We start from the raw sequence: 24083 nt of genomic DNA on the forward strand, positions 1-24083 counted from the left end.
TGGATGAGCGTTCTAATAAAAAACGGTTACGTCATCTACGGCGAGAACTTTGAAGTTATCAAAGCGGACGTCCTTATCGAAAGCAATGAAATAGTAAAGGTTGCCAAAAACATTAACGATGCCGCCGACACTGTCATAGACGCTAAAGGAAAAGTTGTTTCTCCAGGCTTCGTCAACCTGCACACCCACTCTCCAATGGGCCTCTTCCGCGGCCTCGCTGACGATCTGCCGTTGATGGACTGGCTCCAGGACCACATCTGGCCGAAGGAGGCTAAGCTGACAAGAGAGTACACCAAAGTCGGTGCTTACCTTGGCGCGCTGGAGATGATAAAAAGCGGGACGACGACGTTTTTGGATATGTACTTCTTCATGGACGCGGTCGCCGAGGTGACCCTCGAGAGTGGCCTGAGGGGATACCTGAGCTACGGCATGATCGACCTGGGCGACCCTGAGAAGACGGAGAAAGAGATAAAGGAAGCCCTCAGAACGATGGAGTTCATCGAAGGGCTCGACTCGGAGCGCGTTCAGTTCGTCTTTGGTCCCCATGCGCCATACACCTGTTCCCTGGCCCTGCTAAAAGAGGTCAGAAGGCTTGCCAATGAGCACGGGAAGATGATAACCATCCACGTCAGCGAAACGATGGCTGAGATAGGTCAGATATCCGAGCGCTACGGCAAAAGCCCTGTTGTCCTCCTCGACGAAATCGGCTTTTTGGAGAGGGACGTCATCATAGCCCACGGCGTCTGGCTAGACAGCAGGGACATACAGATTCTGGCGAGACACGGCGTCACCGTCGCCCACAACCCTGCGAGCAATATGAAGCTCGCCAGCGGCGTCATGCCCCTTCAGAGGCTTCTTAATGCGGGCGTTAACGTTGGCCTTGGTACGGACGGCTCAGCGAGCAACAACAACCTCGACATGCTTGACGAGATGAAGCTTGCGGCTCTCCTCCACAAGGTTCACAACCTCGACCCCACCGTTGCCGATGCAAAGACCGTCTTCAGAATGGCAACCGTTAACGGTGCGAGGGCACTCGGACTCAAGGCAGGCATAATCAAGGAGGGCTACTTGGCCGACATCGCAATAATAGACTTCGACAAACCTCACCTGAGGCCGATTAATAACGTTATCAGCCACCTGGTTTACTCCGCCAATGGCAACGACGTCGAGACGACGATAGTGGACGGAAAGATCCTGATGCTCGACCGCGAGGTCTTCACTCTCGACGAGGAGAAGATACTCGATGATGTGGAAAAAGTTATAGAAAAGCTCGCCTAAAGGCTAGCGAGCCAGTCCGGATCGATCTCAGGCGGGATTGTCTCTTTTCTTTCTATCACCACTGAAAGCCTGCTGTACATGGCAGCCCCTGCGGTGTTTGAAACAACGTTCATAAGGCCTGTGATTGAGCCATCTATGAGGCCCACTATGAGGGCGCCAATGGCCCCATCGAGTACCCACGAGAAGACTTCCACAATTCCTGCGGCGGCAACAGTCAGTCCAATCAGCGCGAGCAGCATCACCGTGCCGAAGACTATGGTTTCCTTCTTGTTTTCCCACGCGGTCCCGATGACGCCAAGGCCAGCGTCGAAGTCGTCAGTCCAGATGTACGCGGGAATCATCATGAAGAGCACTCCTGCGAGGAAGAGAGCCGGTGGGAGGGCAAAAGCAACTGTGATAACATCCCCAACGACTCCTGGTATTACGTAGTGGGCTATTATCGCGGGGAGCAGCAGGATGACGGCGACTATTCCAAAAACAATGCCGTAGACTATGCTCACCAGAACCACCATAAATCCGCCTGCGATGGATTCCTTTATCAGGTCAGTTTCTTTGAAAGGGATGCCCTTTTTGTGGTAGTAGAAAGCCTTGGTGGGATAGTAGAGCACCGTGAGCTTAAGGAAGAGCGCGATTAGTATCATTGCTACGATAGCCACCACCGGTAGGTCAGGTTCGTACTGGATGAGGGCTGCATCATCTCCTATTCCGGTCAGTGCAATGAGTGCGGCTGCCATCCCGGAGGCTATTACTGGATACCTCCATATTTTGGGATTCTCCGCAGTTGAGTTTATGGCATCTCCCACTGCATCGAACGCCTTCATCCCATCACCTGGGTTGCTTAAGCAGAAGACTTTTTAAATATTACTGCTGCTAGTTGTATTGATGCTTTAGTCTCGGAATGTAATCTCTCGCGCAAGGGTTAAAATCGCGTGGAAGTAATTCTCAAGACGGTGATTGGGGTGCTCTCCTTCGAAATCGTCCGTGGAGACATCACCAGTTTCCCGGCCGAGGTGATAGTCAACGCGGCGAACAGGTATCTGGAGCACGGCGGTGGTGTAGCCTACGCGATAGCCAAAGCGGCCGCCGGCGATGCCCGCGAGTATATACGGATAAGTAAGGAAGCGATGAGGGAGCAGCTCGGAAAAGACTGGATAGAACACGGCGAGGTCGTTGTAACACCAGCTTTGGGACTGGAGCAATACGGGATTAAGTACGTCATCCATACCGTTGGTCCGTACTGCGGTGGGCGATGGGATGAGGATAAAAAGGAAAAGCTGAGGAAGGCTATACTCGGCGCTCTGAGGAAGGCCGACGAGCTCGGTGTCAAAACCATAGCCTTCCCTGCCATAAGCGCTGGCATCTATGGCTGTCCGCTTGAGGAAGTCGTGAGAACCTTCAAGGAGACAGCGGAAGAGTTCTCGCGGGAAACGAGGAGCGTCGAGAAGGTCTACCTCGTGCTCTATTCAGAGAGGGACTATAATAGGGCCAGAGCGGTGCTCGAAAATGGCGGTTATTGAAGTGGGGCATCTGACGAAGCACTACGGAACGGTTAAAGCTCTCGAAGACGTTACCTTCGAGGTCGATGGGGGCATAGTGGGCCTCATAGGCCCCAACGGTGCCGGAAAGACGACGCTCATAAAAATCTTAACCACCCAGCTGAAGCCCACCTCTGGAACGGCGAGGGTTCTTGGCTTCGACGTTTTAAAGGAGCCAATGGAAATCAAAAGGAGAATTGCCCTCCTGCCCCAGGAGGTCAGAGCGCACTTCTACACCCTCACGCCGAGGGAGTATATCTACCACTACCTCAGAATGCGCGGCCTTCCGGGGGGCAAAGCGAGGGCAAAGGCCAGCGAGTGGGTGGAAAAGCTTAACCTCTATTACGCGGACAGGCCGATCGTCGAGCTCTCGGGTGGGATGGTTAGAAAGGCCCTTCTCGCGATGGTTCTGGCCTACGACGCTGAGCTCTACTTTCTGGATGAGCCGACGGTTGGCCTCGACCCCTCTGCGAGATTCGAGCTCTGGGACGTTCTGAGGGAGAAGTCTGAAAACGCCACGATTTTTCTAACAAGCCACTACGTGGACGAGATCTCCAGGGTATGCGATGAGGTGATACTCCTCAAGAGGCGGGTTCTTCTGAAGGGGAAGCCGGAGGAAATAGCCAGGCTCTACCTTCCGCACTTCAGGAAGAAGGTAGTGCTCTTTGAGAGCTTTGAGCTAGAGGGCTTCACATCAAAGCGCGCCGGGAGGTACACCTTCGTCTACCCCGCGAGCGAGACCGAGCTGAGGGAGCTTGAAGGCCTTCTCCTCGATAGGGGCGTTCCCTTCAGGGTGGAGGAGCTCACAATCGAGGATCTCTTCCTGATGGGGTGGGAGCATGATTAGCATGCTGGAATACTATGCGGGGGCCTTAACTAAAAACCGCTCCTCTCTCATCAGCTTCGCGATTCAGCCGCTCTCGTTTATCTTCCTCTTGACAGTCATCAGCGGTGGACGGCTCCTTCCGAACGCTCTAATCGGTGCGATGGTGAGCTTTATCGCCGGCGTCGGAATAGCTGACCTGGCCATAGAGCTGGCCGGTCTTAAAACCCGCTCGAAGTTCTACGACATTCTCATGACCCTCCCAGTGCATCCACTCAAGCTAGGACTCGGCATCTCCATTGGAATGAGCCTTCCCGCGCTGCCTTACCTGGTTCTGCTCGTTCTATCCTTGGCTTACCTCGAAGGTCTGTCATTCCCCAAGCTTCTCTCGCTTCTCGCGGCTCTTGCCCTGCTATGGCTCTGGAGCGTCTTCGTAGGCCTTTACCTAGGGGTGAAGCTGAAGGAGCCCATCGTTATTATGCGCGCCTCAAACATAGCGCTAACGCTCCTCACGGTCTTCCTGCCCGTTTACTATCCCGTCGAGGTCCTGCCGAGCGTTCTCCAAAAGCCTCTACTACTGCTCCCCACGAGTGCCGCTGCCTACCTCATAAGGTCGCTCTACGAGTCCCTGCCTTACTGGAAGCTCTCCCTCGCCGCTCTGCTCATGTGGGCTGCCCTCTCTGGAATGCTGGCTTTTTGGGAGGGGATTTTCAGGGAGGAGTAGTTGTCCTGACTCTGGGATTCCCTGGTGCTTTCGGGATAGGTGGGCAGGGGGCTCTCTTTGTGTTACCTTTTTATCATCAAAGACGGAGTTTTCACTGGTGGTGCCCATGAGAATCGAGGACGTTTACATCTGGGACATCAACGCCAAGTGGCTCGGAATCTCACCCTTCCAGCTCATGGAGAACGCCGGCGCTGGAGTTGCCAGAACGATTGAGGAAAAGTTTGGGAAAGGCCTCAAGATAGCCGTCTTCTCTGGAACTGGCAACAACGGCGGCGACGGCTTTGTTGCCGCTCGGCATCTCAGCTTCGAGAACGATGTTACTCTCTTTCTCGTAGGCGATGAGGCTAAGATACGGAGTGAGGAAGCTAAGCATAACTGGGAAATCCTGAAGGGCCTCGACTTCGTGAGAATCAAGATCCTCAAGGACTCGACATACATTAAGGCCCTCGATTTGTCTGGCTTCGATGTCATAGTGGATGCCCTTCTTGGAGCAGGCACAAAGGGCGAGCCGCGCGAGCCGATCCGCTCGGCCATCGAGAAGATAAACGAATACGCCGGAAAGACCAAGATAGTCAGCGTTGACCTGCCGAGCGGCTATCCATCTGCGGTTCGCGTTAAGGCCGACTTCGCCGTAACATTTCAGTGGGACAAGGAGGAGTATGAGGGCTTCGAGCGCGTTGTGGTTAAGATAGGCTATCCCAAGGAACTCTACCACCTCGTTGGCCCCGGTGATGCGAAGTTCGCTTTAAGGAAGAAGGGCGAGCACAAGGGTCAGAACGGAAGGCTGTTAATAATCGGCGGAAGCGAGGACTACTTCGGCGCGCCCTACTTGGCGGCAAAAGCTGCTGCATATCTTGTGGACTTGGTTTATTTAGTGATGCCGGAATATTCAGCGAGACGCATAACTGACCCGGACATGATTTTGAGGCCCCTTGAAGGAAAGAACTTTACAAAAGAGCATCTTGAAGAAGTCTTGGCACTGGCAGAAAAGGCTGATGCCGTCATCATAGGGCCTGGCATAGGATTAAGGGAAGAAACTAAGGAGTTCGTCAGGGAATTTGTAAAGCGCTGCGAAAAGCCTTTAGTCATAGACGCCGACGGCCTAAAGGCCATAGCCGAGGACTTGAGCGTTCTCAAGGGCAAGACCTTCGTCCTAACTCCCCACGATGGCGAGTTCAAGGTTCTCTTTGGCGTCAAGCCCGAGGGTTCCTTCCAGGAAAAAGCAGAGCTCGTGAGGGCAAAGGCAAGGGAAATTGGCGGCGTTATCCTGCTCAAAGGTGCTTACGACGTCATAAGCGACGGAAAAATCTGGAAGTACAACAGAACAGGCAACAGGGGAATGACCACCGGAGGAACTGGAGATGTCTTGGCTGGCCTCGTTGGGGCCTTGCTGGCTCTGGGCAACGAGCCGCTAAGGGCCGCTTCCGTTGGCGCCTTCCTCAACGGCCTCGCTGGGGATATGGTGAAGGAAGAGCTTGGCGAGAACTTCACCGCACTGGACGTGGCAGGAAAGGTTCCCTACGCGGTTAAGTGGGTTTTGGAGTTCTGAGGTGGTTCCATGGCTGACCGCCTTTCAAAGGCTTTCCTCTTTTTCATTGCTGTTGTCATTATAGTTGTGGGTCTTACTATTTCCCTTTCAGAGGAGAGATACCGGATTAACGTGGAGGTCCACTTTGCTTCTCCCGCGGAGCTTGAGGGAATTGAGCTGCTGGAGAAGTATCCCAACGAGGTCACCCATGTTGCACTCTTCAGATTCAGATATTCAGAGCATGGCAGGCGGGACTTTCACTTCACCGAGGACTTTGACGTTTCTCCCGATTACGTGGTGGCTGAGATTCGCAACGGGGACACCTTTTACTGCAGGGCGAGTTTTGAGGACGGACATTTTGTGATTCGTGAAGAAAAGTGCTCCCCAACCCTTGAAGGCGCCCTCAAGAGGAGGATAACCCTCAGCGCCTGCGTCAACGGCACCTACCTTGGCCACGAAATCGAGAGGGGCTCAATCGTCTACTTCCTCTTCGAGGCTTCCAACGGGACGACCTGCGTGAACGATACTGTTGAAGTGCTCGGCAGAACCTGGGGGATATTTGCTAGAATAGTCAGTGGCAACGTAACGATACTCTGCAACCTGGAGAACATCAACGGGACATCTCTAACGGACGAGGTCGTGACAATAAATAAAGAATGGTGCGGGCCGGAAAATTAATGTCAACCAACACCACAGTAGCTCCAGACGGAGTAGCCGTAATAACCATTGGCAGGGTCGTGCGGCGGTGCCTCGAGGTAAACCCATCCGCTGTAGTCCACCCATTTGTCCACCCAGCCGCCCAGATTGCCTGTGTACTCGTGAATGCATGAGCCCGCGAACTTGGGCACATATACCCACCTACCTGCCCAGCTGCTTCCTAGGTTGATGTATGTTATCAATCCTGGCTTGTCGCCGTAACCGTTTCTAACGAAGATGAGCTCGTCGCTGTCGTAGTAGACTATAGTTGTGCTCCCTCCTGCGAGGTGGTCGTGTATCCAGATGAGGTTTATCAGCTTGTCCTTGTTGAGCCACTCCTCGTAGTCGCGGTAGAATATCATGGGCTGACCCTCGTAGGTGAGGATGAAAGCGTATGCCGGATACTTGTTCCAGATTATGTCAGTGTCGTGGTTGGCCACGAAGGTTACGGCCTTGAAGGGGTCGCGAGAGACAACAGTTCCACCGTTCTGGAGGGCGTAAACGAGAGCCGGGATGTTGGTATTGTCAAAGGCCTCGTCCATCTTATAGTAAAGCGGGAAGTCGAAGACCTTGGCGCCGCTCGCGTAGGCCCAGTTGAGAAGGGCGTCGACGTTAGTGTCCCAGTATTCTCCAACGGCCCAGCCTCCCCAGTAGCTCAGCCACGAGTTAACCACCCACGCCGGGTAGCCCTTCACATAGTCGAAGCGCCACGCATCGAAGCCGATGCTTCTCAGATAGGCAGCGTAGCTCTCGTTGCTCTTCCAGAGCCAGTACTGGTTCCATTCCTTGTCATGGTCTATGTCTGGATAACCCCCAAAGGTACCCTCATCGGCGTAGCTGACATCGTTGGGATGGAAGTCGAGGTAGCAGGCAGTGTATTTGCCTGAAGCAACGCCGGAGAAGTCCGTCCAGGTGTAGTCGTTGACGAAGGGGTTCCACTCTAAATCGCCGCCCGCCCTGTGGTTTATGACTATGTCCGCTATCACCTTCATGTTGTAGACGTGTGCCGTATTGATTAGAGCTATGAGCTCGTCCTTTGAGCCGAACCTCGTTTCTACCGTCCCCTTCTGGTCATATTCGCCGAGATCGAAGTAGTCGTATGGATCGTAGCCCATGGAATAGCCGCCGCTCATGCCTTTACTCGCCGGCGGCAGCCATATTGCGGCTATGCCCGCTTGGGACCACTCAGGCACTTTAGCCCTTATTGTATCCCACCAGATTCCACCCATGGGCACATCCCAGTAGAAGGCCTGCATTATGACTCCGCCGTTTTCCAGTGTTTCCGCCCTGGCTGGGACTGCAAACAGGCTCATAGAAATCAGAAGGGCTATCAAAACTGCAACGGCTGCTTTTCTGGCCATGATACCACCCCAGGTAAGCTGCTCATAATATATCACCGATGGTGAAATATTTAAACTTTGCCGCCAATGTGCATTGGAGAACCTAATCGTTCATCCACTGGGCGATGAAAATGAAACTTCATGTTTTATCAGGAATGATAAAAAGAAGCCTCAGAATTCCACGAGCTTCTTTACTTCTTTGGCTTTCTCGCAGAGCTCGCAGCTCTGGAGGAAAACGAGCATGTTGAGAAGGTGGAAGAGCTCTACCTCCGTCAGATCCACTTTGGCTTGGGATATTCTCTTGAGTATAGGCTGGGAGTTGAGTTCAATTTCGTTGAGCACTGTCTTGGTGAGATGCTTTAGTTTTTCTCGGTCTTTTATTTTGGCGCCTGCTTTTTCAAGGATTTGGATGAGCTTTTCAGCCTCTACCTGGAGATAGGCCTGTCTGAACTCTTCTATGACCTCGTCAGGGTCTGCTTTTATGAGGAAGAGCCTCGCTGTCCTGGTGTATATCCTCTCGTTACCGTCATTGTCGAGCTCCTTGATGAGTCCCGCGTTCTCGAGCATCTTCACGTGTCGATAGACGGTTGTTCTGTCCTTTCCAAGTGCGCTGCTAAGCTCGATAATTGTCATTGGGCGCTCTCTTAGTAATTGGAGGATTTTGAATCGTGTCTCCTCCGACAGGACTTTTACCTTTTCAGGTTCTGTGATAATGAGGACTTCCTTCACTCAGTACTCCTCCAACTTGTCTTGAGGGGTTTCTCCTTCCTCAACGATTTTCTTTCCGGCTGCAACCATATCGATGCTGTGAACAACTCCGCCGAACTCCTCGATAGTCCTGACTATCTCTTCGTAATCCAAATTGTCTCCGACCATGGTTATCTTGACGTTCTCCGTCTCCTTGTCTATCTCCACGAGGGTTATGTTAACTCCATCGACCCCCTCGAGCTCGCTCAGTCCCAAAGCCAGCTCCGTCACTATCGGCTGGTGTGGCTTAAGCACGTCTAAAACTAGAAGCCTTATCCCCTTTGCCATAGTCCATCGCTTCCCCTTTCACCCTCACTTTTTAAGTATTTTCCCGAGCTTCCGGAGGAGCTCCATCGCTTCCTCATCGCGGCCCATCTTGGCCATTGCCAGCCATTCTATGGCGTGGATTATGTCCTCGTTGGAGAAGTCCCTAAGCTTCTCCTCGTTTACCTCTATCTCCTTGGATATCTCGGTCTTGTATTCGTGCTCCTTCTCGAGGATGTGGTCCATCACGTCGAGGAGCTCATCGTCATCGAATTCATATCCAAGGGCCTTGAATATCTCGAGTTTGGTCTTGAGCCTCGAGCGGGCGAAGTAGCGGAGCTCTTCATCGCCGAGATAGAGGTTGATGTAGAAGGCATCCGCCGTTCTTCCATAGTACTTCTCGACGAGGTTGCCTTTCATCTCCGTCCTCTTGACCTCAACGAGGCCGGCCTCTTTGAGCTTCTCTATGTGGTGGTATATTGTCTGCGGCGTCTTACCGAGAATCTCGCTGAGCTGGGAAATTGTCATCTCCTTGTTGCGGAGCAGCTGGAGAATCTTTCTCCTAGTATCTTCGAGCATAAGTTTTATGACCTCTGGGTCAGTTATGACCTTTACTTTTGCCATTTCCACCACCCAATTTTAACGTTCTAACGATTTTTTGAACGTTTTGGGATATAACTCTTTCCCTTTGGCGCTAGGTTTATATATGTAAAGTTCGCGCTCAAGTAAGACGTCTCCTGGACAAAATATCCAATATGGGACGCTACGCCCGTTCGGGGGAAAGCTTAAATAAAGCCGACCGAAAAACTTTCGGAGGTGGATACGGTGGAGACCCCAAACCTTGACTTCCTGTTTTACCCCAAGAGCGTCGCGGTTATAGGTGCGTCCAACGTTCCCGGCAAGATTGGAAACTCGATAATGCGCTCGATAACCCTCAACTTCGATGGTAAGGTCTACGCCGTCAACGTCAAAGGTGGCGAGGTTGAGGTCAACGGGAGGAAGTTCCCCGTTTACAGGAGCATTAAGGATATTCCCGACGAGGTTGACGTCGCGGTCATAGCCGTTCCGGCCAAGTTTGTTCCTGATGTCATCGATGAGTGTGGCGAGAAGGGCGTCAAGGGTGCGGTCGTTATTTCCGCCGGCTTCAAAGAGGCTGGAAACATAGAGCTTGAGGAAGAGCTCGTTAAGAGGGCTAAGAAGTGGGGCATTCGCTTGGTTGGCCCCAACTGTCTCGGTGTTACCAACCTTGAGAACGGCTTCGACTGCAACTTCAACCCGCCGGAGAGGCAGGCGAGGCCGCCCTTTGGAAAGATTGCTTTCATGAGTCAGAGCGGTGCTTTTGGAGCCGCCATTCTCGACTGGGCCGCCAACCACATGATAGGTATGAGCAAGTTCATCAGCCTTGGAAACATGGCTGATCTCGATGAGAGCGACTTCATGGCCTACCTAGGCGAGGACCCCAAGACCGGAGTTATCACCGGTTACATCGAGGGCGTCAAGGACGGAAGGAAGTTCTTCGAGACGGCCAAGGAGGTTACCCTCAGGAAGCCCGTCATAATCATCAAGGCCGGAAGAACCGAGGCCGGCGCTAAGGCGGCGGCTTCCCACACTGGCTCGCTCGCAGGCTCGTACAAGATATACGAGGCTGTCTTTGAGCAGACTGGAGTTCTCTCGGCCAAGAGCATGAGGCAGCTCTTCAACTACGCCAAGGCCCTTGCAATGCAGAAGCCGGCAAAGGGCAACCGCGTCGCTATAGTCACAAACGGCGGCGGCGCTGGTGTCATGATGAGTGATGGTTTGCTTGAGCGCGGCATGAAGCTCGCCGAGCTGAGCGAAGAAACCAACGAGAAGTTCAGAAAGGGCATAGAGGAAGGAAAGCTCCCGCACCACATGAGCTACAAAAACCCGATAGACGTCATAGGTGACGCCCCGTCCAGCAGGTACGAGATAGCCATGCGCTATGCCCTTGAGGATCCGAACGTTGACGTTCTCGTTGTCATAGCCCTCTTCCAGAGCCCGGCTTTAGACGAGGGGATAGTTGACGCAGTAGCTAAGATGCAAGAGTACGGCAAGCCCATAATCTTCGTCGCTCCTGGAGGAGACTACCCGCACAGGATGGCAAGGAATATCGAGCTCAAAGGCGTTCCGGTCTACGAGACTGTTGAGGATGGAGTTGATGCTGTTTATGCCCTTGTCAAATACGGTGAGTGGCTTAGGGAGAATGGAAGGCTTTGAGCCTTCTTTTTACCATAAAATCCTTTTTATTGTGATTTTGTAAGTTCAAAATAGTGACGCTAGGGGAGTTTTTGAAGGAAAATTGGGGCAGAATAAGTTGAGGTTTAATCTCTAATCCATGATTACTTTTTGAAAGCCTTGCTCCTCCAGGCCACGAAGAGGTCAGTTTATTGAACTTTTTGTAGGAGAATTTCACCCGATGGAACCACACTTTGAAAGGATATTTTTCTCGTCTTCTTTGGTTGAGTTTTCCAAGGATATAATCTCCCAGTTTCTCATGTCGATAGTTGCTTTGTAAACAGAGTAATTATCAGTGCAGGCTTCTAGATTGGGCCCTATGTGGATGAAAACTACTGCTGTACAGGTTGTTATGTTGAAACAACCGACATGGCCACAATTTGTCATGTTGGGAAACTTTTCTGAGGTTATTTCATCTGCAATAGTGTCAAGTTTGGCAACATTGATGGAGCAGTTCTGTATTCCAGCAGAAGATGTGTTCGTATGATTTATCACTTTTCCATAGTCTTCGTGATCGATGAACTTTGGAACTTTGACGAAGAGATAGGTAGCGGCCAATAAAAAGATAACAAAGAAGAAAAGAAGCTTTTTCAAGAGTTATCCCCCCTGATCGTTACATTTATCCCGATAGGTTCTGGATAATAATAGACAGGTTTTCCAGACTTTTTAAATTTCTCTGCGATCGATTTTGGCAATCCAAACTTTGAACTGTACTTGTATATTGCGTTTGGGTTAATTTTGTAAACTGGTATCCTTTGGCCATTATATGTAATGTAGAATTTTGTTATGTCTCCATGATATCGTATCCGATAATAGACGTTGATTATTTTATTTAGGACTCTATCCGTTGTGCTTTGTATTGATATTACTTCTGGGTCTCCAGAACTTGGAAAGACGTCTATCATGACGTCAAATGCTACTTCTGTAAACTCATTGGAATTATACGCCCCGTAGACTCTGTCTTTCACTGAAAATTCTATGAGCTTATTTGTTTCTGTATCTATCCAGAATTTTAGATAATGGGAACATTTTGACTCTCCAACTGGACCCAAGTCCCATTCGGCTGTTAGACTGCCATCCATAGTTTTGTCTCCGTTTAGAAACTCGTCTATGCCTTGCTTCATTTCCTTGGCTATTTCTGCCGCAGATATTGCAATACCTGCTTCCCAGAATAATTTGGAAGCTGCTATCTCTAGCAAATCACCTATGACGTCGGCAAAGTAATAATCTATTCCTGGATGTGGCCAAGCACCAAGAACTTTCTTGTCGGTCTGACTGCTTAGTATGTAGAAGTAATCATGTCCTCCTACTTTATTTATGTACACACCCATTTTGTGAATAGCAGGCCATGAACCAAATACGGGATTCTTTGCGGCTCCTGTAGATGTCACTTTAAAAACGTATATTGCACGCTGTTCTCCGTCCTCATATCCGACAAAATACCCGCTGTATTCTAGTACTGCGCTGTTGTATATAACGTACGATCCAAAGTCCTCATGGTTAACTTTGGACCATTTGGTTCCTACAGGGGCCGCTAGTGCATAACTCGATATTATTACTCCTAATATGCACAACAATGTTAACATCTTTTTATGTTTAATCACGAGACATCGCCAACACATTGATATATTAAATTGTTTTTAAGATTTACTGTTTATCGTTTAATATTAAGGGTAGTAGCATAAAAGTCGTAATTTTCATGACTTCCAAAAACTTTAAATCCTCTTCCTTCCTTTCTCTTCCCATGCTTGGTGATTGTTTTTGGCCTTGGTGAAGCCTTCCTCTTCTGCCCCGGCTTAGTCTGGAGTTTCGTTTCCACTGGAAATGGAGGTGCTTTGAATGGACGAGTTTAAGGTTACCCCATGGGACGTTGAGGGATTGGTAGACTACAACAAGCTGATAGAGGAGTTTGGAACGAGTCCTTTGACGGACGAGCTGCTTGAGAAGACCGCCCAGCTGACCAAGAGCGAGCTGCCGCTCTACTTCAGGAGGAGGTTCTTCTTCTCCCACAGGGACTACGATAAGGTTCTCCAGGACTATGAGAGCGGAAAGGGCTTCTTCCTCTACACCGGGAGGGGTCCGAGCGGGCCGATGCATATAGGCCACATCATACCCTTCTTCGCGACGAAATGGCTCCAGGAGAAGTTCAACGTGAACCTCTACATCCAGATAACCGACGACGAGAAGTTCCTCTTCAAGGAGAAGCTGAGCTTTGACGACACCAAGTACTGGGCCTACCAGAACATCCTCGACATCATAGCTGTCGGCTTCGACCCGGACAGGACCTTCATCTTCCAGAACAGCGAGTTCACCAAAATCTACGAGATGGCCATTCCGATAGCTAAAAAGATAAACTTCTCGATGGCGAAAGCCGTTTTTGGCTTCACCGAGCAGAGCAAGATTGGAATGATCTTCTATCCGGCTATTCAGGCCGCGCCGACCTTCTTTGAGAAGAAGCGCTGTTTAATTCCAGCGGCCATAGACCAGGACCCCTACTGGAGACTGCAAAGGGACTTTGCCGAGAGTCTTGGCTACTACAAGACGGCGGCTCTGCACAGCAAGTTCGTACCCGGTCTGATGGGCCTTGAGGGCAAGATGAGCGCCAGCAAGCCGGAGACGGCCATCTACCTGACCGACGACCCGGAAGAGGCCGGCAAGAAGATATGGAAGTACGCCCTGACCGGCGGCCAGCCGACGCTCAAGGAGCAGCGCGAGAAGGGCGGCAACCCGGAGAAGTGTGTCGTCTTTAAGTGGCTGGAGATATTCTTCGAGGAGGACGATAAGAAGCTCATGGAGCGCTACCACGCCTGTAAGGCTGGAGAGCTGACCTGCGGCGAGTGCAAGCGCTACCTCATCAAGAAGGTGCAGGAGTTCCTCATCGACCACCAGAAGGAGCGTAAGGAAGCCGAGAAGAAGGTTGAGAAATTCAAGTACACCGGTGAGCTCGCTAGAGAGCAGTGGGAGAGGAGCATCCCGGAGCCGCTGAGGGGCTAAGGCTCTGATTTTAATTCTCCTTCAAAACCCTTTTATACTTCTTTGGGTTTAAATTTTACTGGAGGATAAAAATGCGGAGGGCATCGCTTCTGGTCCCTCTTGTGGTCTTCATGGTCATAGTGAGCGGCTGTCTCGGCGGTGGGAATACCCCGACTAGCACGCCTTCGAGTGCTTCTTCACCCGCGCTTGAAACCACTTCAACGACTTCCGTGGAGCAGGTTCCCCCTGTGAAGTTCCTCTATCCTGAGGAGCCAAAGGTCGTTAATCTGAGCTATGGGGAAGTCCAGGGATTTTTCGTGGAGAAATATGCCAAAGTTCCATACTCCCAGCATGGCAACATAACAGTCAACTACACCAACGGCGTCTTCAGGGGAAGATACGAGTTTGTTCTCACCAATTTCACCTCAAGGACACTTTATCTGGCACTTCTCGTCACCCCAAACGGCCCCCTAACCCTCAACATTACCATTGAGGGCGTTCCGCTTGAGCTTTCCCGTATGAACGTTTACCGGTGGATTGATGATGAGGGCTTTGGTGTTGGGTTTTACGCGGTCAACGTTTCGACGAACTTCACCACCCTAAAAGGCGTTGTCACCTACGATTTCCGCTACCTCGAAAATAAGGACTATATACGCCAGATGTGGGAGCGTGACGTTCTCATTGGAACGGACTTCTCTTGGTGGGAGTTTGCGTCGAAGAACGCGACTATTACTGTCACCCCCATCTGCCCAAAGACACTGTTTTCGTGCTCTTTGACTACGGAGTCGTCCGCAATGGTTCAAAGGTGGTCTACACTTCACCATTATACCCCCACCTCGGTTTCTCGCTTTATCTCCAGAACCTCGGCTGGAAGGAGCTGTCGGTTAATGGCGTCAACGTGACGGTTTACTATTCGGGGAGCTGCTACAGCGAGGAGGGTCTAAACCTCGTCCAGAAGGAGCTTGAGTTCGCCTTTGGGCTGTACACGAACATTACTGGAATCAGACCGGTTGAGCGGTTCGACGTGGTCTTTGTCCCAGGATTTTTCTACCGTTCAAGGGAGATATTTGGGGAGATGGCCAAGGGTCTTGACGTGAAGGGAACGTTCCTCGTGGACTGTCCGGTGGATATGGAGGATTCCGCAACCAACTATGCCTCCCTGTTCTTCCACGAGCTGGCCCACGAGTGGTTCGTCCACTACGCAAGCTTCCATCGCTTCAACGAGGCCTTTGCCGAGTTCATGAGGTTTGAGGCCTATTCCCGTTGGAACCCCGAGGGATTCCCCGCATGGGCAAACAATAGGGAGAGAAGGGCGATAATGGAATCCGGAAACTTCACCTACTACCAGGCCATGAACGCTTCGATTCCCTACTGGAAGGTGCATTCCGTCCTCTATTACAAGGGTGCCTTCATACTACGCTCTCTCCGCTTTGTCCTTGGAAATGAAACGTTCAATGAGATTCTCCACGAGGCGCTAACGGAGTGCCACGGTTCTTACTGCACCGTCCAGGACTTCCAGCGTATAGCCGAGAACGTCTCCGGCGAAGACCTCGATTGGTTCTTCAGCGAGTGGTTTAACTCGACGCTGCTGCCGGACTACACGGTTGAGAACCTCACGGTGGCCAATGAGAGCGGCTCGTACAGGCTCATCTTTAAGCTCGTTGACAGGAACAACTTCACGATGCCCGTTTACGTTAGAATAGTCACGGAAAACGGCAGGTTCGTGGATAAGACGGTCTGGGTGGAAAATGGCCTCGGGAGCGTTGATGTCACCCTGGAAGCTAAGCCAACGACGATAATAATCGACCCCGACGAATGGATGGCCAACGTGAACAGGGAGTTCGATATCAATGGCATCGCTGTGAAGGTCAACTGAGGGGATAATATGAAACGCCTCCTCACTTTTCTCCTCGTTTTTATGGTTCTTGCGAGCGGCTGTCTCGGGGAAAGCGGCACGTCAACGAGCACTTCCAGCCTTACCCCTTCCAGTAGAGCCTCCAATTTCGCGGTGCTATATCCAGAAAATCCTAGGGTCGAAAACCTGACACCCGTGAGCGACGATCCCCTGTGGGATGAGCTCATCTCATCAACCTTGGTTCAGCGCGGCAACCTGAGCATTGAGTACGATGGGGAACTGATACGCGGGCGCTACGACTTCGTGCTGAGCAATCTCTCGGAGAAGGTGATTTATTTCATGCTCTCCCACCTCAACGACAACTCGGGCTTCCTGAGGGTCAACCTCACGATTGAAGGCGTCCCCATTGACTTCTCACGGCTTGACGAGCACAGGATAGTTGAGAAGCACGGCTATCTGTCCATTTACGCGGTGAGGTTCAACTCCTCGGGGGAAACCCTTCGCGGGGAGCTCACCTACGTGCTGAACTACAGCGCCTTCGTGGAATTAACCTACCACTACATCGGCTCACCGCTTACCTGGTGGGAGATAAACGCGGTTTCCACCGGTCTGAACCTCTCGTACTCCCTGCCCGATGGATACACCCTTGTAGTACCGGGCTACGGCTTCTTCAACTCCACCGGCCGGCTCAGCGGCCCTAAGCTCCCCTATGCCCTCGGTGAGGCGTTTATTTATCATTGGGGCATCGTTACCGAGGACTTCACAACGGCCGGCATCGAAGTTACGGCCTACATTCCGCATGAGAAGTACGACCCGGTTATCTGGCGGAAGATGGAGCGCTTAATAGCACTCTCCCTCGGACTGTACATCAACGTCACCGGCGTTGCACCGCTTGAGAATTTATCTGTGGTGTTTGAGCCCTACTACAACATCGGGCACGGCATGGAGATGCCGGGGGTCAATTCGGTCGTTCTGGGTGCCAGAGAGGGTTTTGGCGACCTCGTCTACCGCAACCCGGCACTTGTGTTCCACGAGATCGCCCACATGTGGTTCGCCGGCTACGTAAAGCTCGGCTACCTCGACGAGAGCTTCGCCACTTACTTCCAGATGCTTGCCACCACCCACTACGCGCCTGCGAGCTACACTACCGTATTTGACCGCATAGAGGACTTCGTTGCCGAATACGGCACATCCAGACCGATTTACGAAGCGATTAGGATCAACAACCCCAAGGCTTACTGGGCCGAGGACTTCATCCCCGTGGTGTACTACAAGGGCGCTTTCGTATTTCGCTCGCTCAGGTTCGTGCTCGGAGACGAGGTTTTCTTTGAAGGGTTGAGAAAAATACTTCACGACTGTCACGGAGCAACCTGCGATTTTGCCGATGTCCAGAGGGCCTTTGAAGGGGCCTCGGGCAGGAACCTAAACTGGTTCTTCGGCGAATGGTTCAACAGAACGGAACTGCCCGACTACACCATCGAAAACCTCTCGGTTGACAACGAGAGCGGCAGCTACAACCTGACCTTCAGGCTGATTGATGCAAACAACTTCACAATGCCGGTAGAGCTTAGAATAGTCATGGAGAACGGCAGGTTCATGGACACGGTCGTTTGGGTCAACGGTACCGCCGAAGTGTCCATAACCCTCGAAGCCAGGCCAATCATAATTATTGTTGACCTCGAGGAATGGGTGGCAAACGTGAACAAGAAGTTTGAAATTGACTGGGTTGAGGTGAAGGTCAACTGAACTTTCTCTTTTTTCTGCGTAGGGTTATAAACCCTTGAAAAGTAGGTCTTCTGGTGGTTTTCAATGTCCCTAATTAGACTCCCCTTTCGTGACACCTATTACGAGATCAGGCCGACCAAGATAATAGCGCTCGCCAAGAACTACGCGGAGCACGCTAAGGAAATGGAGAGCGACGTCCCTGAAAGGCCAGTCTTCTTCCTAAAGCCGCCCTCGGCTCTAATCGGTCCCAACTCAACGATAGTCCTCCCACGGATGAGCAAGCGCGTTGACCACGAGGTCGAGCTTGCTGTGATAATTGGTAAGCGCGCGAAGAACGTCCCTGCGAAGAAGGCGATGGACTACGTCCTTGGCTACACAATACTGCTCGACATTACGGCGAGAGATTTGCAGGCGGAAGCAAGGAAAAGCGGCATGCCGTGGACCCTCTCGAAGGGCTTCGATACATTCGCACCGGTCGGGCCTAGAGTTGTGGACAAGCGCGAGCTTGACATCAGTGACCTTGAAATCGGTCTGAAGGTAAACGGCGAGCTTAGACAGCTCGGCAGAACGAGTGAGATGGTCTTTAAAGTTCCCGAGCTGATAGAGTACATAAGCTCAATAATGATGCTGGAGCCGGGCGATATCATCGCCACCGGCACCCCCGCAGGCGTCGGTCCGCTCAGGCACGGCGACAGGATTGAGGCGTGGATAGAGGGTATCGGGACTTTAGAGGAGGACGTTATAGCGGAGAGCTCGATACTCTGCTGAGAAACTTTTTAAAGTTTTTCTTTCATAACTCTCTTCGGTGGTGTGGATGAGGCGCCTTGCTGTTTTCCTCGTTGTGCTCTTGGTTCTCTCTGCCGGCTGCGTTGAGACCAAATTCGCTTACAGCAAGGCGAAGTTCTTGGGTTCTGGAGAAACTCTGGAGTACGTCTTTGCTGGCCCCTCTAACCTAACGGTGAAGATTGACTCCGACATTCCAGTAGATGTGAAGATAGTATCAAACGACGGCGAAGTTTTGAAGGACTTTGGAGAAACCCATCATATAGACACGGTGATTGAGTTGCCCAAAGGAAAGTGGAAGCTCACCATACACAAACCGAACGACAAAAAAGCCGTTCTGAGTATGACACTGAGGGTAATAAGTCGACTTTCATTCGTTTTCTTTTGAATTTCTTCTAAGTTACTTTCGAGTTATCTTCTCCAACGGGTCATCGTTCGTTTTGTTTCATCTGTCCTCAAAGATTCTTCGATACTGTAATGACGTAATGTGCGCTGGTGTCCATTTGAACATGCTGCTGATGAATCCTTATTCATGAAATATCAAAAACCTCCATAAAGGCTTAATTTGGCTGTTTGTTGGTTTTAAATTCCCGTTCTTGAATTTTAACGTCCTAACAAACTTTATATCCTAAAAAAAGCAATACCTATGCCCTAAGCTTTCCATACCAATGTGGACATGAGTGCTCATAACTGTGCAGGGGGTTGAGAAATGGGTGAAGAAAAGGGAACCTATCGCGAAGTCACGCCTGCGGCGGTAATACTTGGTGTGATCTGGGGCGCCTTCATGGCTGCGAGCTTCACCTACGCCGGAATGATTATGGGATTCACCTCCGGCGGCTCTGCAATAGCCGCTATAGTCGGCTGGGGAATCCTCAGGGGACTGCTCAAGAAGGGAACCATCGTCGAGAACAACATCGTCCAGACAATAGCCTCCGCAGTTAACATCTCGGTCTCCGGAGTCATATTCACCATACCGGCGCTCTACATAATGGGTCTCAACGAGGAAATCAACATGCCGTATTTCTTCATTGCAACCGCGGCTGGAGCCATACTGGGAATCACCTTCATAATCCCACTGAGGAAGCAGATGATCGAGATAGACCGCCTCAGGTTCCCGACGGGAACTGCAGTCGCTACCGTCCTCAAGACCCCGGGAAGCGGAATCGAGAAGGCCAGGCTGCTCTTCCTTGGAATGATAGTCAGTGCCGGAGTCTATCTCGTTCAGCAGTTCCCCATCCTCGGCCTTCCAGAAATAATCCCGGAGTACGTTGACCTCGGCTCTATCCTTCACCTGCCCTCCTGGGTCAACCTCACAATAGCGCTCTCCCTTATGGTCTTCGGAATGGGACTCATAACCGGAAGGAATGGTCTCATAGTCCTTGCTGGTGGAGTGCTCTCCTACTACATTATCACCCCACTCGTCAAGGCCCTTGGATGGATTCCAAGTGATGTCACCGACGGTGCGATAAGCTCCTTCGTCTACGCCAACATGACAAGGCCCCTCGGTATCGGAATGCTCCTTGGAGGCTCCATAGCTGGTCTCATACTCTCGCTTCCAGTCATAGTCGTTGCCATCAAGAGCATTGCGGGAGCCAGCAAGCTGGGCTCAAGGGCTAGGAACGAGGAGCTGCCGATAAGCTACCTCTACGCTGGAATCGCCCTGGCGTTCCTCCTTCTGCTGGTGACAACCTACCAGCTTGGAGACCTCGGCCTGGGCAGGAGCCTGCTCACGGCCCTCGTCGGCGTCGTGTGGATTTTCGTCGCGTCGCTCCTCGTTGCAATGTCCACTGGAATGACCGACTGGAGCCCGGTTTCCGGCCTCTCGCTCGTGTCGGTCATGATACTCCTCTACCTGACCGGCAAGAACGTCCCGCTCACGATACTCCTTGGCGCCACCGTCGGAGTCGCCATCTCCGGAGCGGCTGACATGATGCAGGACCTCAAGACGGGCCACCTCGTAGGAGGCATCCCATCAAAGCAGCAGAAGGTCGAGCTCCTCACCGCCTGGATAGGGCCGATAATAGCCCTGACCGTCGTCGGTCTCATCTGGAAGGCCTACGGAATAGGAAACGAGATGGTTCCGGCGCCGCAGGCAATGGCCCTCAAGTCGATGGTCGAGGCCATCCTCGGAGGAAATGTCCCGGTGGACAAGTTCATCGCCGGTGGAATCCTCGGCTTCGCCCTTTCGATGAGCGGCATTCCAGGACTTGGAGTCCTCGTTGGACTCTCGATGTACCTGCCGATGCTCTACATCATTCCCTACGGAATAGGCTGTATCGTCCACGAGGTCGCCAAGAGGAAGAAGGGACACGAGTTCATTACGGAGAAGGTCCTCCCGGTTGCGGCAGGTCTGATGGTAGGAGAGGCCGCGATGACCCTCCTGTTCGCGGTCCTCACCGTGCTGGGAGTCCTTCACCCATGAGGTGATGGAAATGAAGAAGCTCATAGGCAACGTCATACTCACCATTGGACTCGTTGGGGGAGCTATCACGGCTGCCAGGATACCGCCGATGTGGAGTGGCTTGGCGGTTTCGCTCGGTGTCATGGCCGTTGGCATAGTCCTGAGAAGACAGGGTGCCAAAGAGGAGCTCCACAGAGCTGCCCAGAGCGGAACCGGCGGCGTCAAGGAGCTTGAAAGGCTCCTCACCGAGAGTCTCGCAAGGCTCGAGGCCATAATGGACGTCCCAAGGGAGAAGGTTCTCAGTGAACTCACCGCCGTACTGGAGGAGCTCGAAGAGTTCGCAGAGAAGGCCCAGCCTCTCAGGATAGAGGGCCTCATGACCTATGGAACCATAATGACAGTCTTCAGCAGGGGCGAAAGGGCCCTTAACAGAGCCTGGAGCGCCTTCGCCGACGGCTATGAGGAAGAGGGAAGAAAGTACCTGCGCTTTGGCTACGAGGATCTGAAGGAGACCCTCCAGGCCATCAAGGGCCTGAGGGTCTGACTCTCTTTCCCCTTCTTCTTAGCTGTTATTTATGCCCTTTTTTGGGAGCGAGAAGCTGTTGGCTGGCTTTAGCCCTTTAGGAAGATTAGGGATAGTTATTCAATAACGTAGGTGTGCACCATTAATCCACCGTGCCCGATGAGCCTGTGGTGGGCAATCTTGAAGCCGTTCTCCCCTATCGCCTTTTCTATGGCCCTTTTCTCCGTCGTTATGAAAACGCCGCGCTTTTCAAGAACCTTGGCCAGTTCACCAAAGAACTCCATGTAGAGCTTTGGTATCATGCTCTTCCTCCCGATTTTGAGGCCGTAGGGCAAGTTGCTCACCGCGAAGTCAACGCTCTCAACGTATTCGCTCAGCTTCGTCGCATCGCCGAGTATAAAGTCTATCCTGTCGTAAACTCCAGCGGCCAGTGCGTTCATCTTGGCCCCACGGAGGTGCTTTCTGTACTTCTCAAGGCCAATTATTTTGCCTCCGTAGCCTCCCAAAGCCAGCTCTATCGGAATCGTCCCACTTCCGCAGAAGGGGTCGATGAAGGGCCCACCGTCTGGCTTGACCAGCTCTATGAGTGCGTTAGCTATGCTAGCCTTGAGGTGTGCTGGATGGTCGTAGACTCTCCAAGGCCGCTTGTGGAGGGAAGAATCGCCGGTGGTGTCTATTCCGAGGAAGAATACGTCACCAATCAGCTCCGCTCGGAAGATAACCGCTGGATGGTCGAGGTTAACCTTTGGAGTCCCGTATCTGCTCAACCTGTCAAAAATTGCCTTTCCGACGGTTTTTGCTATATCAACACTGGTTATCTTGTGTTCTCCTTTCCTGAAGGAGCGAACCGCGAAGCTCTCACTGACCTTGATGTATTTTTCCACTGGAAGGGAAGCCACGAAGTCTTCTATTTTCTTCAACGCCCTCTCTGATTCGTCCTCACTTATTCCCTCGAACCTCTCGCTCGCTATCTCAACTATGACGCGGTGGAGCAGTCTTGAGCGTTCGTTTAAATATGTCGCAACGCTCAGCTCCCTCTTTCTGCCCTTCTCATCGGTGTAGAAGGCCTCGCCTACTTCGGCCAGGACTCTACCCTCTACGCCCAGCGGCTTTTCCTCTACCCGAAACGGAACTCCAAGCTGGCTGAGAAGGCTCTCTACCTCGGCCTTTGCTAAATCTTCAATTCCCTGAGAAGTCGTGAGTAGCAGTCTCATCCTTCATCACTCCATTATCACAACGACACCTTTCCACTTCTTCCCGAAGCACTCACTCGCAAGGACATGCTTTCCGGTGAGCTTTTCGAGGAGCTTTATTCCGCCGTCGCACTTCTTGAAGCCCGTCGCAATGCCGACGGTGAACCCCTCAATTTCCCGTATTCCAACCCGCTTCGTGTTGTCAAGCTTTTCCCTCAGCTCTTCGCCGTATTTCCAGAGTATCCTCCTTGGGTCGAGGAGCAGATCCTTCTCGATGCCGTCAAGAACATCTTCGAAGTCCCAGACGAACTCTTGGCCTTTCTCCTCTTCCTTTCCGAAGAGGGTGAACCTTCCGGTCTGCCACTCGCGGAGGAGCCAGCGAGCCGTTTCCTCAAGGTCAACCTCGCCGCCCTTCCTGATTATGCCCTTGCGCTTTCCTATATCCCTAAGGATGTCTTCTTCGCTGGAAAAGTCTTTAATGCCAAACTTTCCCGTTAGCGCCTCCTTTCTCGTCTCCAGGATTCTGCCGATGAGCTTCAGTGCCGGCTTAACGGGTTCCTCTATCTTGTCTGCGGGAAAGCCCCCTTTGATAACGAGCTCGTCGAAGTCGTCTATGGGAACCACTCCGGGGCTGTCGAGGAGCCATATCTTTTTGCTCAGCCTTATGAGCTGTTTTCCCTTTGTGTAGCCAGGAATAGGGGCTGTTCCTACGGCCTTCTTGCCCTTCAGCGTGTTGATTATCGTGCTCTTGCCGACGTTAGGATAGCCTATGAGGGCCACCTTGACTTTATCCTGCTCGTCCAGCAGGCCCTTTGCGAGCTTTTTGATTTCCCTCCTTAAAATTCCTGTTCCCTTCCTCTCGCGGGCGGAGATAAAAACGACCGGAATCTCGCTCTTTCTCTTATATTCCTCGGCCCACTCCTTGGGCACGAGGTCGGCCTTGTTCATGACTATAAGGAGCGGCTTTCCCTCCTCCTGAACGAGTCTCTCCAGTTTTCTGTTCCTCGTTCCTATAGGGTCTCGCGCGTCAACTACCTCGACGATGATATCAGCCTCGTCAATTACCTCTCTCACAACTCGCCAAGCTTTTCTCTGCTTCATCTCGCACCACCGTTATCTCGAAGATTACCGTCCCTCCGTCTGTGTAGGGCGGTCCAGGATCAAGGCACTGCACGTAGGCTTTCTCTCCCATACCAAGCCCAAGTTCTTTTGGCTTAATACCCTTTCGCAGTGCAACTATGTACGGCAGTAGCGAGGCAAGAGCATGGGTGCACAGTGCGTCTGTCTCCTCTAGGTTGATGGTTGGGCCATCAATCACTATTTTGTCCCCAAGGCGAAAAACGGGACATTTTCCCCGAATTTCAACTACTCTAATCTCTAACCGCTCCATATCACCACCGAAATCTAAATAAAGCTTGAGGTTCAAAAAACTATTTGATACG

General features: G+C 51.9%; 25 protein-coding genes. 15 read left to right on the plus strand and 10 right to left on the minus strand.

The features are described 5' to 3' along the window. Nucleotides 1-3: 3 nt before the first annotated feature. On the plus strand, nucleotides 4-1278 hold the full coding sequence (locus tag E3E26_RS02640; RefSeq protein ID WP_167899777.1) for an amidohydrolase family protein: 1275 nt from the start codon (nucleotides 4-6) through the stop codon (nucleotides 1276-1278). Here the strand turns inward: E3E26_RS02640 and E3E26_RS02645 are convergent. Further along, the gene (locus tag E3E26_RS02645; RefSeq protein WP_167899778.1) at nucleotides 1275-2099 is read right to left on the minus strand and encodes a hypothetical protein; all 825 of its coding nucleotides are present in this window, start codon (nucleotides 2097-2099) and stop codon (nucleotides 1275-1277) included. The two genes, E3E26_RS02640 and E3E26_RS02645, sit on opposite strands and share 4 nt — an antisense overlap. 138 nt (nucleotides 2100-2237) lie before the next feature. Here E3E26_RS02645 and E3E26_RS02650 point away from each other — a divergent pair, with 138 nt between their 5' ends. From E3E26_RS02650 to E3E26_RS02670, 5 genes are all read left to right on the plus strand, one after another. Beyond that, the gene (locus E3E26_RS02650; protein WP_167900120.1) at nucleotides 2238-2795 is read left to right on the plus strand and encodes a [protein ADP-ribosylglutamate] hydrolase; all 558 of its coding nucleotides are present in this window, start codon (nucleotides 2238-2240) and stop codon (nucleotides 2793-2795) included. Beyond that, entirely contained in the window at nucleotides 2782-3660 is an 879-nt protein-coding gene (locus E3E26_RS02655) for an ABC transporter ATP-binding protein (protein WP_167899779.1), read from the plus strand. Before E3E26_RS02650 ends, E3E26_RS02655 begins: the two co-directional genes overlap by 14 nt. Beyond that, a complete protein-coding gene (locus tag E3E26_RS02660; protein ID WP_167899780.1) occupies nucleotides 3653-4360 on the plus strand; it encodes a multidrug transporter in 708 nt (235 codons plus the stop codon). The genes E3E26_RS02655 and E3E26_RS02660 overlap by 8 nt, the downstream gene beginning before the upstream one ends. Nucleotides 4361-4466: 106 nt before the next feature. Continuing rightward, the gene (locus E3E26_RS02665) at nucleotides 4467-5909 is read left to right on the plus strand and encodes an NAD(P)H-hydrate dehydratase (protein ID WP_167900121.1); all 1443 of its coding nucleotides are present in this window, start codon (nucleotides 4467-4469) and stop codon (nucleotides 5907-5909) included. Nucleotides 5910-5918: 9 nt separating this feature from the next. Beyond that, entirely contained in the window at nucleotides 5919-6566 is a 648-nt protein-coding gene (locus tag E3E26_RS02670) for a hypothetical protein (RefSeq protein WP_167899781.1), read from the plus strand. A 2-nt stretch (nucleotides 6567-6568) separates the two neighbouring features. On the opposite strand, the gene E3E26_RS02675 is transcribed toward E3E26_RS02670, so the two are convergent. From E3E26_RS02675 to E3E26_RS02690, 4 genes are all read right to left on the minus strand, one after another. After that, nucleotides 6569-7945 carry an alpha-amylase gene (locus E3E26_RS02675; protein WP_167899782.1) on the minus strand — a complete coding sequence of 459 codons (1377 nt, stop codon included), beginning with the start codon at nucleotides 7943-7945 and terminating at the stop codon, nucleotides 6569-6571. A gap of 150 nt (nucleotides 7946-8095) precedes the next feature. Continuing rightward, on the minus strand, nucleotides 8096-8653 hold the full coding sequence (locus E3E26_RS02680; protein ID WP_167899783.1) for a winged helix-turn-helix domain-containing protein: 558 nt from the start codon (nucleotides 8651-8653) through the stop codon (nucleotides 8096-8098). Further along, nucleotides 8654-8959 (minus strand): DUF211 domain-containing protein, encoded by a 306-nt coding sequence (locus tag E3E26_RS02685; protein ID WP_012572624.1) that lies wholly within the window; start codon nucleotides 8957-8959, stop codon nucleotides 8654-8656. It abuts the gene before it with no gap. Nucleotides 8960-8983: 24 nt separating this feature from the next. Continuing rightward, on the minus strand, nucleotides 8984-9559 hold the full coding sequence (locus E3E26_RS02690) for a winged helix-turn-helix domain-containing protein (protein WP_167899784.1): 576 nt from the start codon (nucleotides 9557-9559) through the stop codon (nucleotides 8984-8986). Between the two features lie 201 nt (nucleotides 9560-9760). Here E3E26_RS02690 and E3E26_RS02695 point away from each other — a divergent pair, with 201 nt between their 5' ends. Continuing rightward, entirely contained in the window at nucleotides 9761-11170 is a 1410-nt protein-coding gene (locus E3E26_RS02695) for a CoA-binding protein (protein ID WP_167899785.1), read from the plus strand. Nucleotides 11171-11362: 192 nt separating this feature from the next. On the opposite strand, the gene E3E26_RS02700 is transcribed toward E3E26_RS02695, so the two are convergent. Continuing rightward, nucleotides 11363-11782, minus strand: coding sequence for a hypothetical protein (locus tag E3E26_RS02700; RefSeq protein WP_167899786.1), 420 nt, complete (start codon nucleotides 11780-11782; stop codon nucleotides 11363-11365). After that, nucleotides 11779-12792 (minus strand): hypothetical protein, encoded by a 1014-nt coding sequence (locus E3E26_RS02705; protein ID WP_167899787.1) that lies wholly within the window; start codon nucleotides 12790-12792, stop codon nucleotides 11779-11781. The genes E3E26_RS02700 and E3E26_RS02705 overlap by 4 nt, the downstream gene beginning before the upstream one ends. Nucleotides 12793-13027: 235 nt before the next feature. On the opposite strand from E3E26_RS02705, the gene E3E26_RS02710 reads away from it, so the two are divergent. From E3E26_RS02710 to E3E26_RS02740, 8 genes are all read left to right on the plus strand, one after another. Further along, entirely contained in the window at nucleotides 13028-14182 is a 1155-nt protein-coding gene (locus E3E26_RS02710) for a tryptophan--tRNA ligase (protein ID WP_167899788.1), read from the plus strand. Between the two features lie 71 nt (nucleotides 14183-14253). Next, on the plus strand, nucleotides 14254-15063 hold the full coding sequence (locus tag E3E26_RS11120; RefSeq protein ID WP_240911621.1) for a hypothetical protein: 810 nt from the start codon (nucleotides 14254-14256) through the stop codon (nucleotides 15061-15063). Continuing rightward, entirely contained in the window at nucleotides 15060-16037 is a 978-nt protein-coding gene (locus E3E26_RS02715) for a M1 family aminopeptidase (protein ID WP_370520084.1), read from the plus strand. Before E3E26_RS11120 ends, E3E26_RS02715 begins: the two co-directional genes overlap by 4 nt. A 9-nt stretch (nucleotides 16038-16046) precedes the next feature. After that, complete coding sequence (locus E3E26_RS02720; protein ID WP_167899790.1) at nucleotides 16047-17762, plus strand: M1 family metallopeptidase; 1716 nt, start codon at nucleotides 16047-16049, stop codon at nucleotides 17760-17762. 63 nt (nucleotides 17763-17825) lie between these two features. Then, nucleotides 17826-18509, plus strand: a complete 684-nt coding sequence (locus tag E3E26_RS02725) for a fumarylacetoacetate hydrolase family protein (protein WP_167899791.1) — start codon at nucleotides 17826-17828, stop codon at nucleotides 18507-18509. Between the two features lie 46 nt (nucleotides 18510-18555). Next, complete coding sequence (locus E3E26_RS02730) at nucleotides 18556-18912, plus strand: hypothetical protein (protein ID WP_167900122.1); 357 nt, start codon at nucleotides 18556-18558, stop codon at nucleotides 18910-18912. Between the two features lie 321 nt (nucleotides 18913-19233). Continuing rightward, on the plus strand, nucleotides 19234-20946 hold the full coding sequence (locus E3E26_RS02735) for an OPT family oligopeptide transporter (protein ID WP_167899792.1): 1713 nt from the start codon (nucleotides 19234-19236) through the stop codon (nucleotides 20944-20946). A 4-nt stretch (nucleotides 20947-20950) separates the two neighbouring features. Beyond that, nucleotides 20951-21469: a cell division protein gene (locus E3E26_RS02740; RefSeq protein WP_240911622.1), complete on the plus strand. Its 519-nt coding sequence runs from the start codon at nucleotides 20951-20953 to the stop codon at nucleotides 21467-21469. Between the two features lie 95 nt (nucleotides 21470-21564). Here E3E26_RS02740 and trm14 read toward each other — a convergent pair whose 3' ends face one another. From trm14 to E3E26_RS02755, 3 genes are read right to left on the minus strand one after another with little or no spacing between them, the layout of a single operon-like run. Beyond that, on the minus strand, nucleotides 21565-22662 hold the full coding sequence (gene trm14 / locus E3E26_RS02745) for a tRNA (guanine(6)-N2)-methyltransferase (RefSeq protein ID WP_167899793.1): 1098 nt from the start codon (nucleotides 22660-22662) through the stop codon (nucleotides 21565-21567). Nucleotides 22663-22668: 6 nt separating this feature from the next. Further along, on the minus strand, nucleotides 22669-23742 hold the full coding sequence (locus E3E26_RS02750; RefSeq protein ID WP_167899794.1) for a GTPase: 1074 nt from the start codon (nucleotides 23740-23742) through the stop codon (nucleotides 22669-22671). Next, a complete protein-coding gene (locus tag E3E26_RS02755; RefSeq protein WP_167899795.1) occupies nucleotides 23699-24031 on the minus strand; it encodes a TIGR04076 family protein in 333 nt (110 codons plus the stop codon). Before E3E26_RS02755 ends, E3E26_RS02750 begins: the two co-directional genes overlap by 44 nt. Nucleotides 24032-24083: the final 52 nt, after the last annotated feature.

The sequence above is a fragment of the Thermococcus sp. LS1 genome, assembly GCF_012027395.1.
In the GTDB taxonomy this organism is placed as follows: domain Archaea; phylum Methanobacteriota_B; class Thermococci; order Thermococcales; family Thermococcaceae; genus Thermococcus.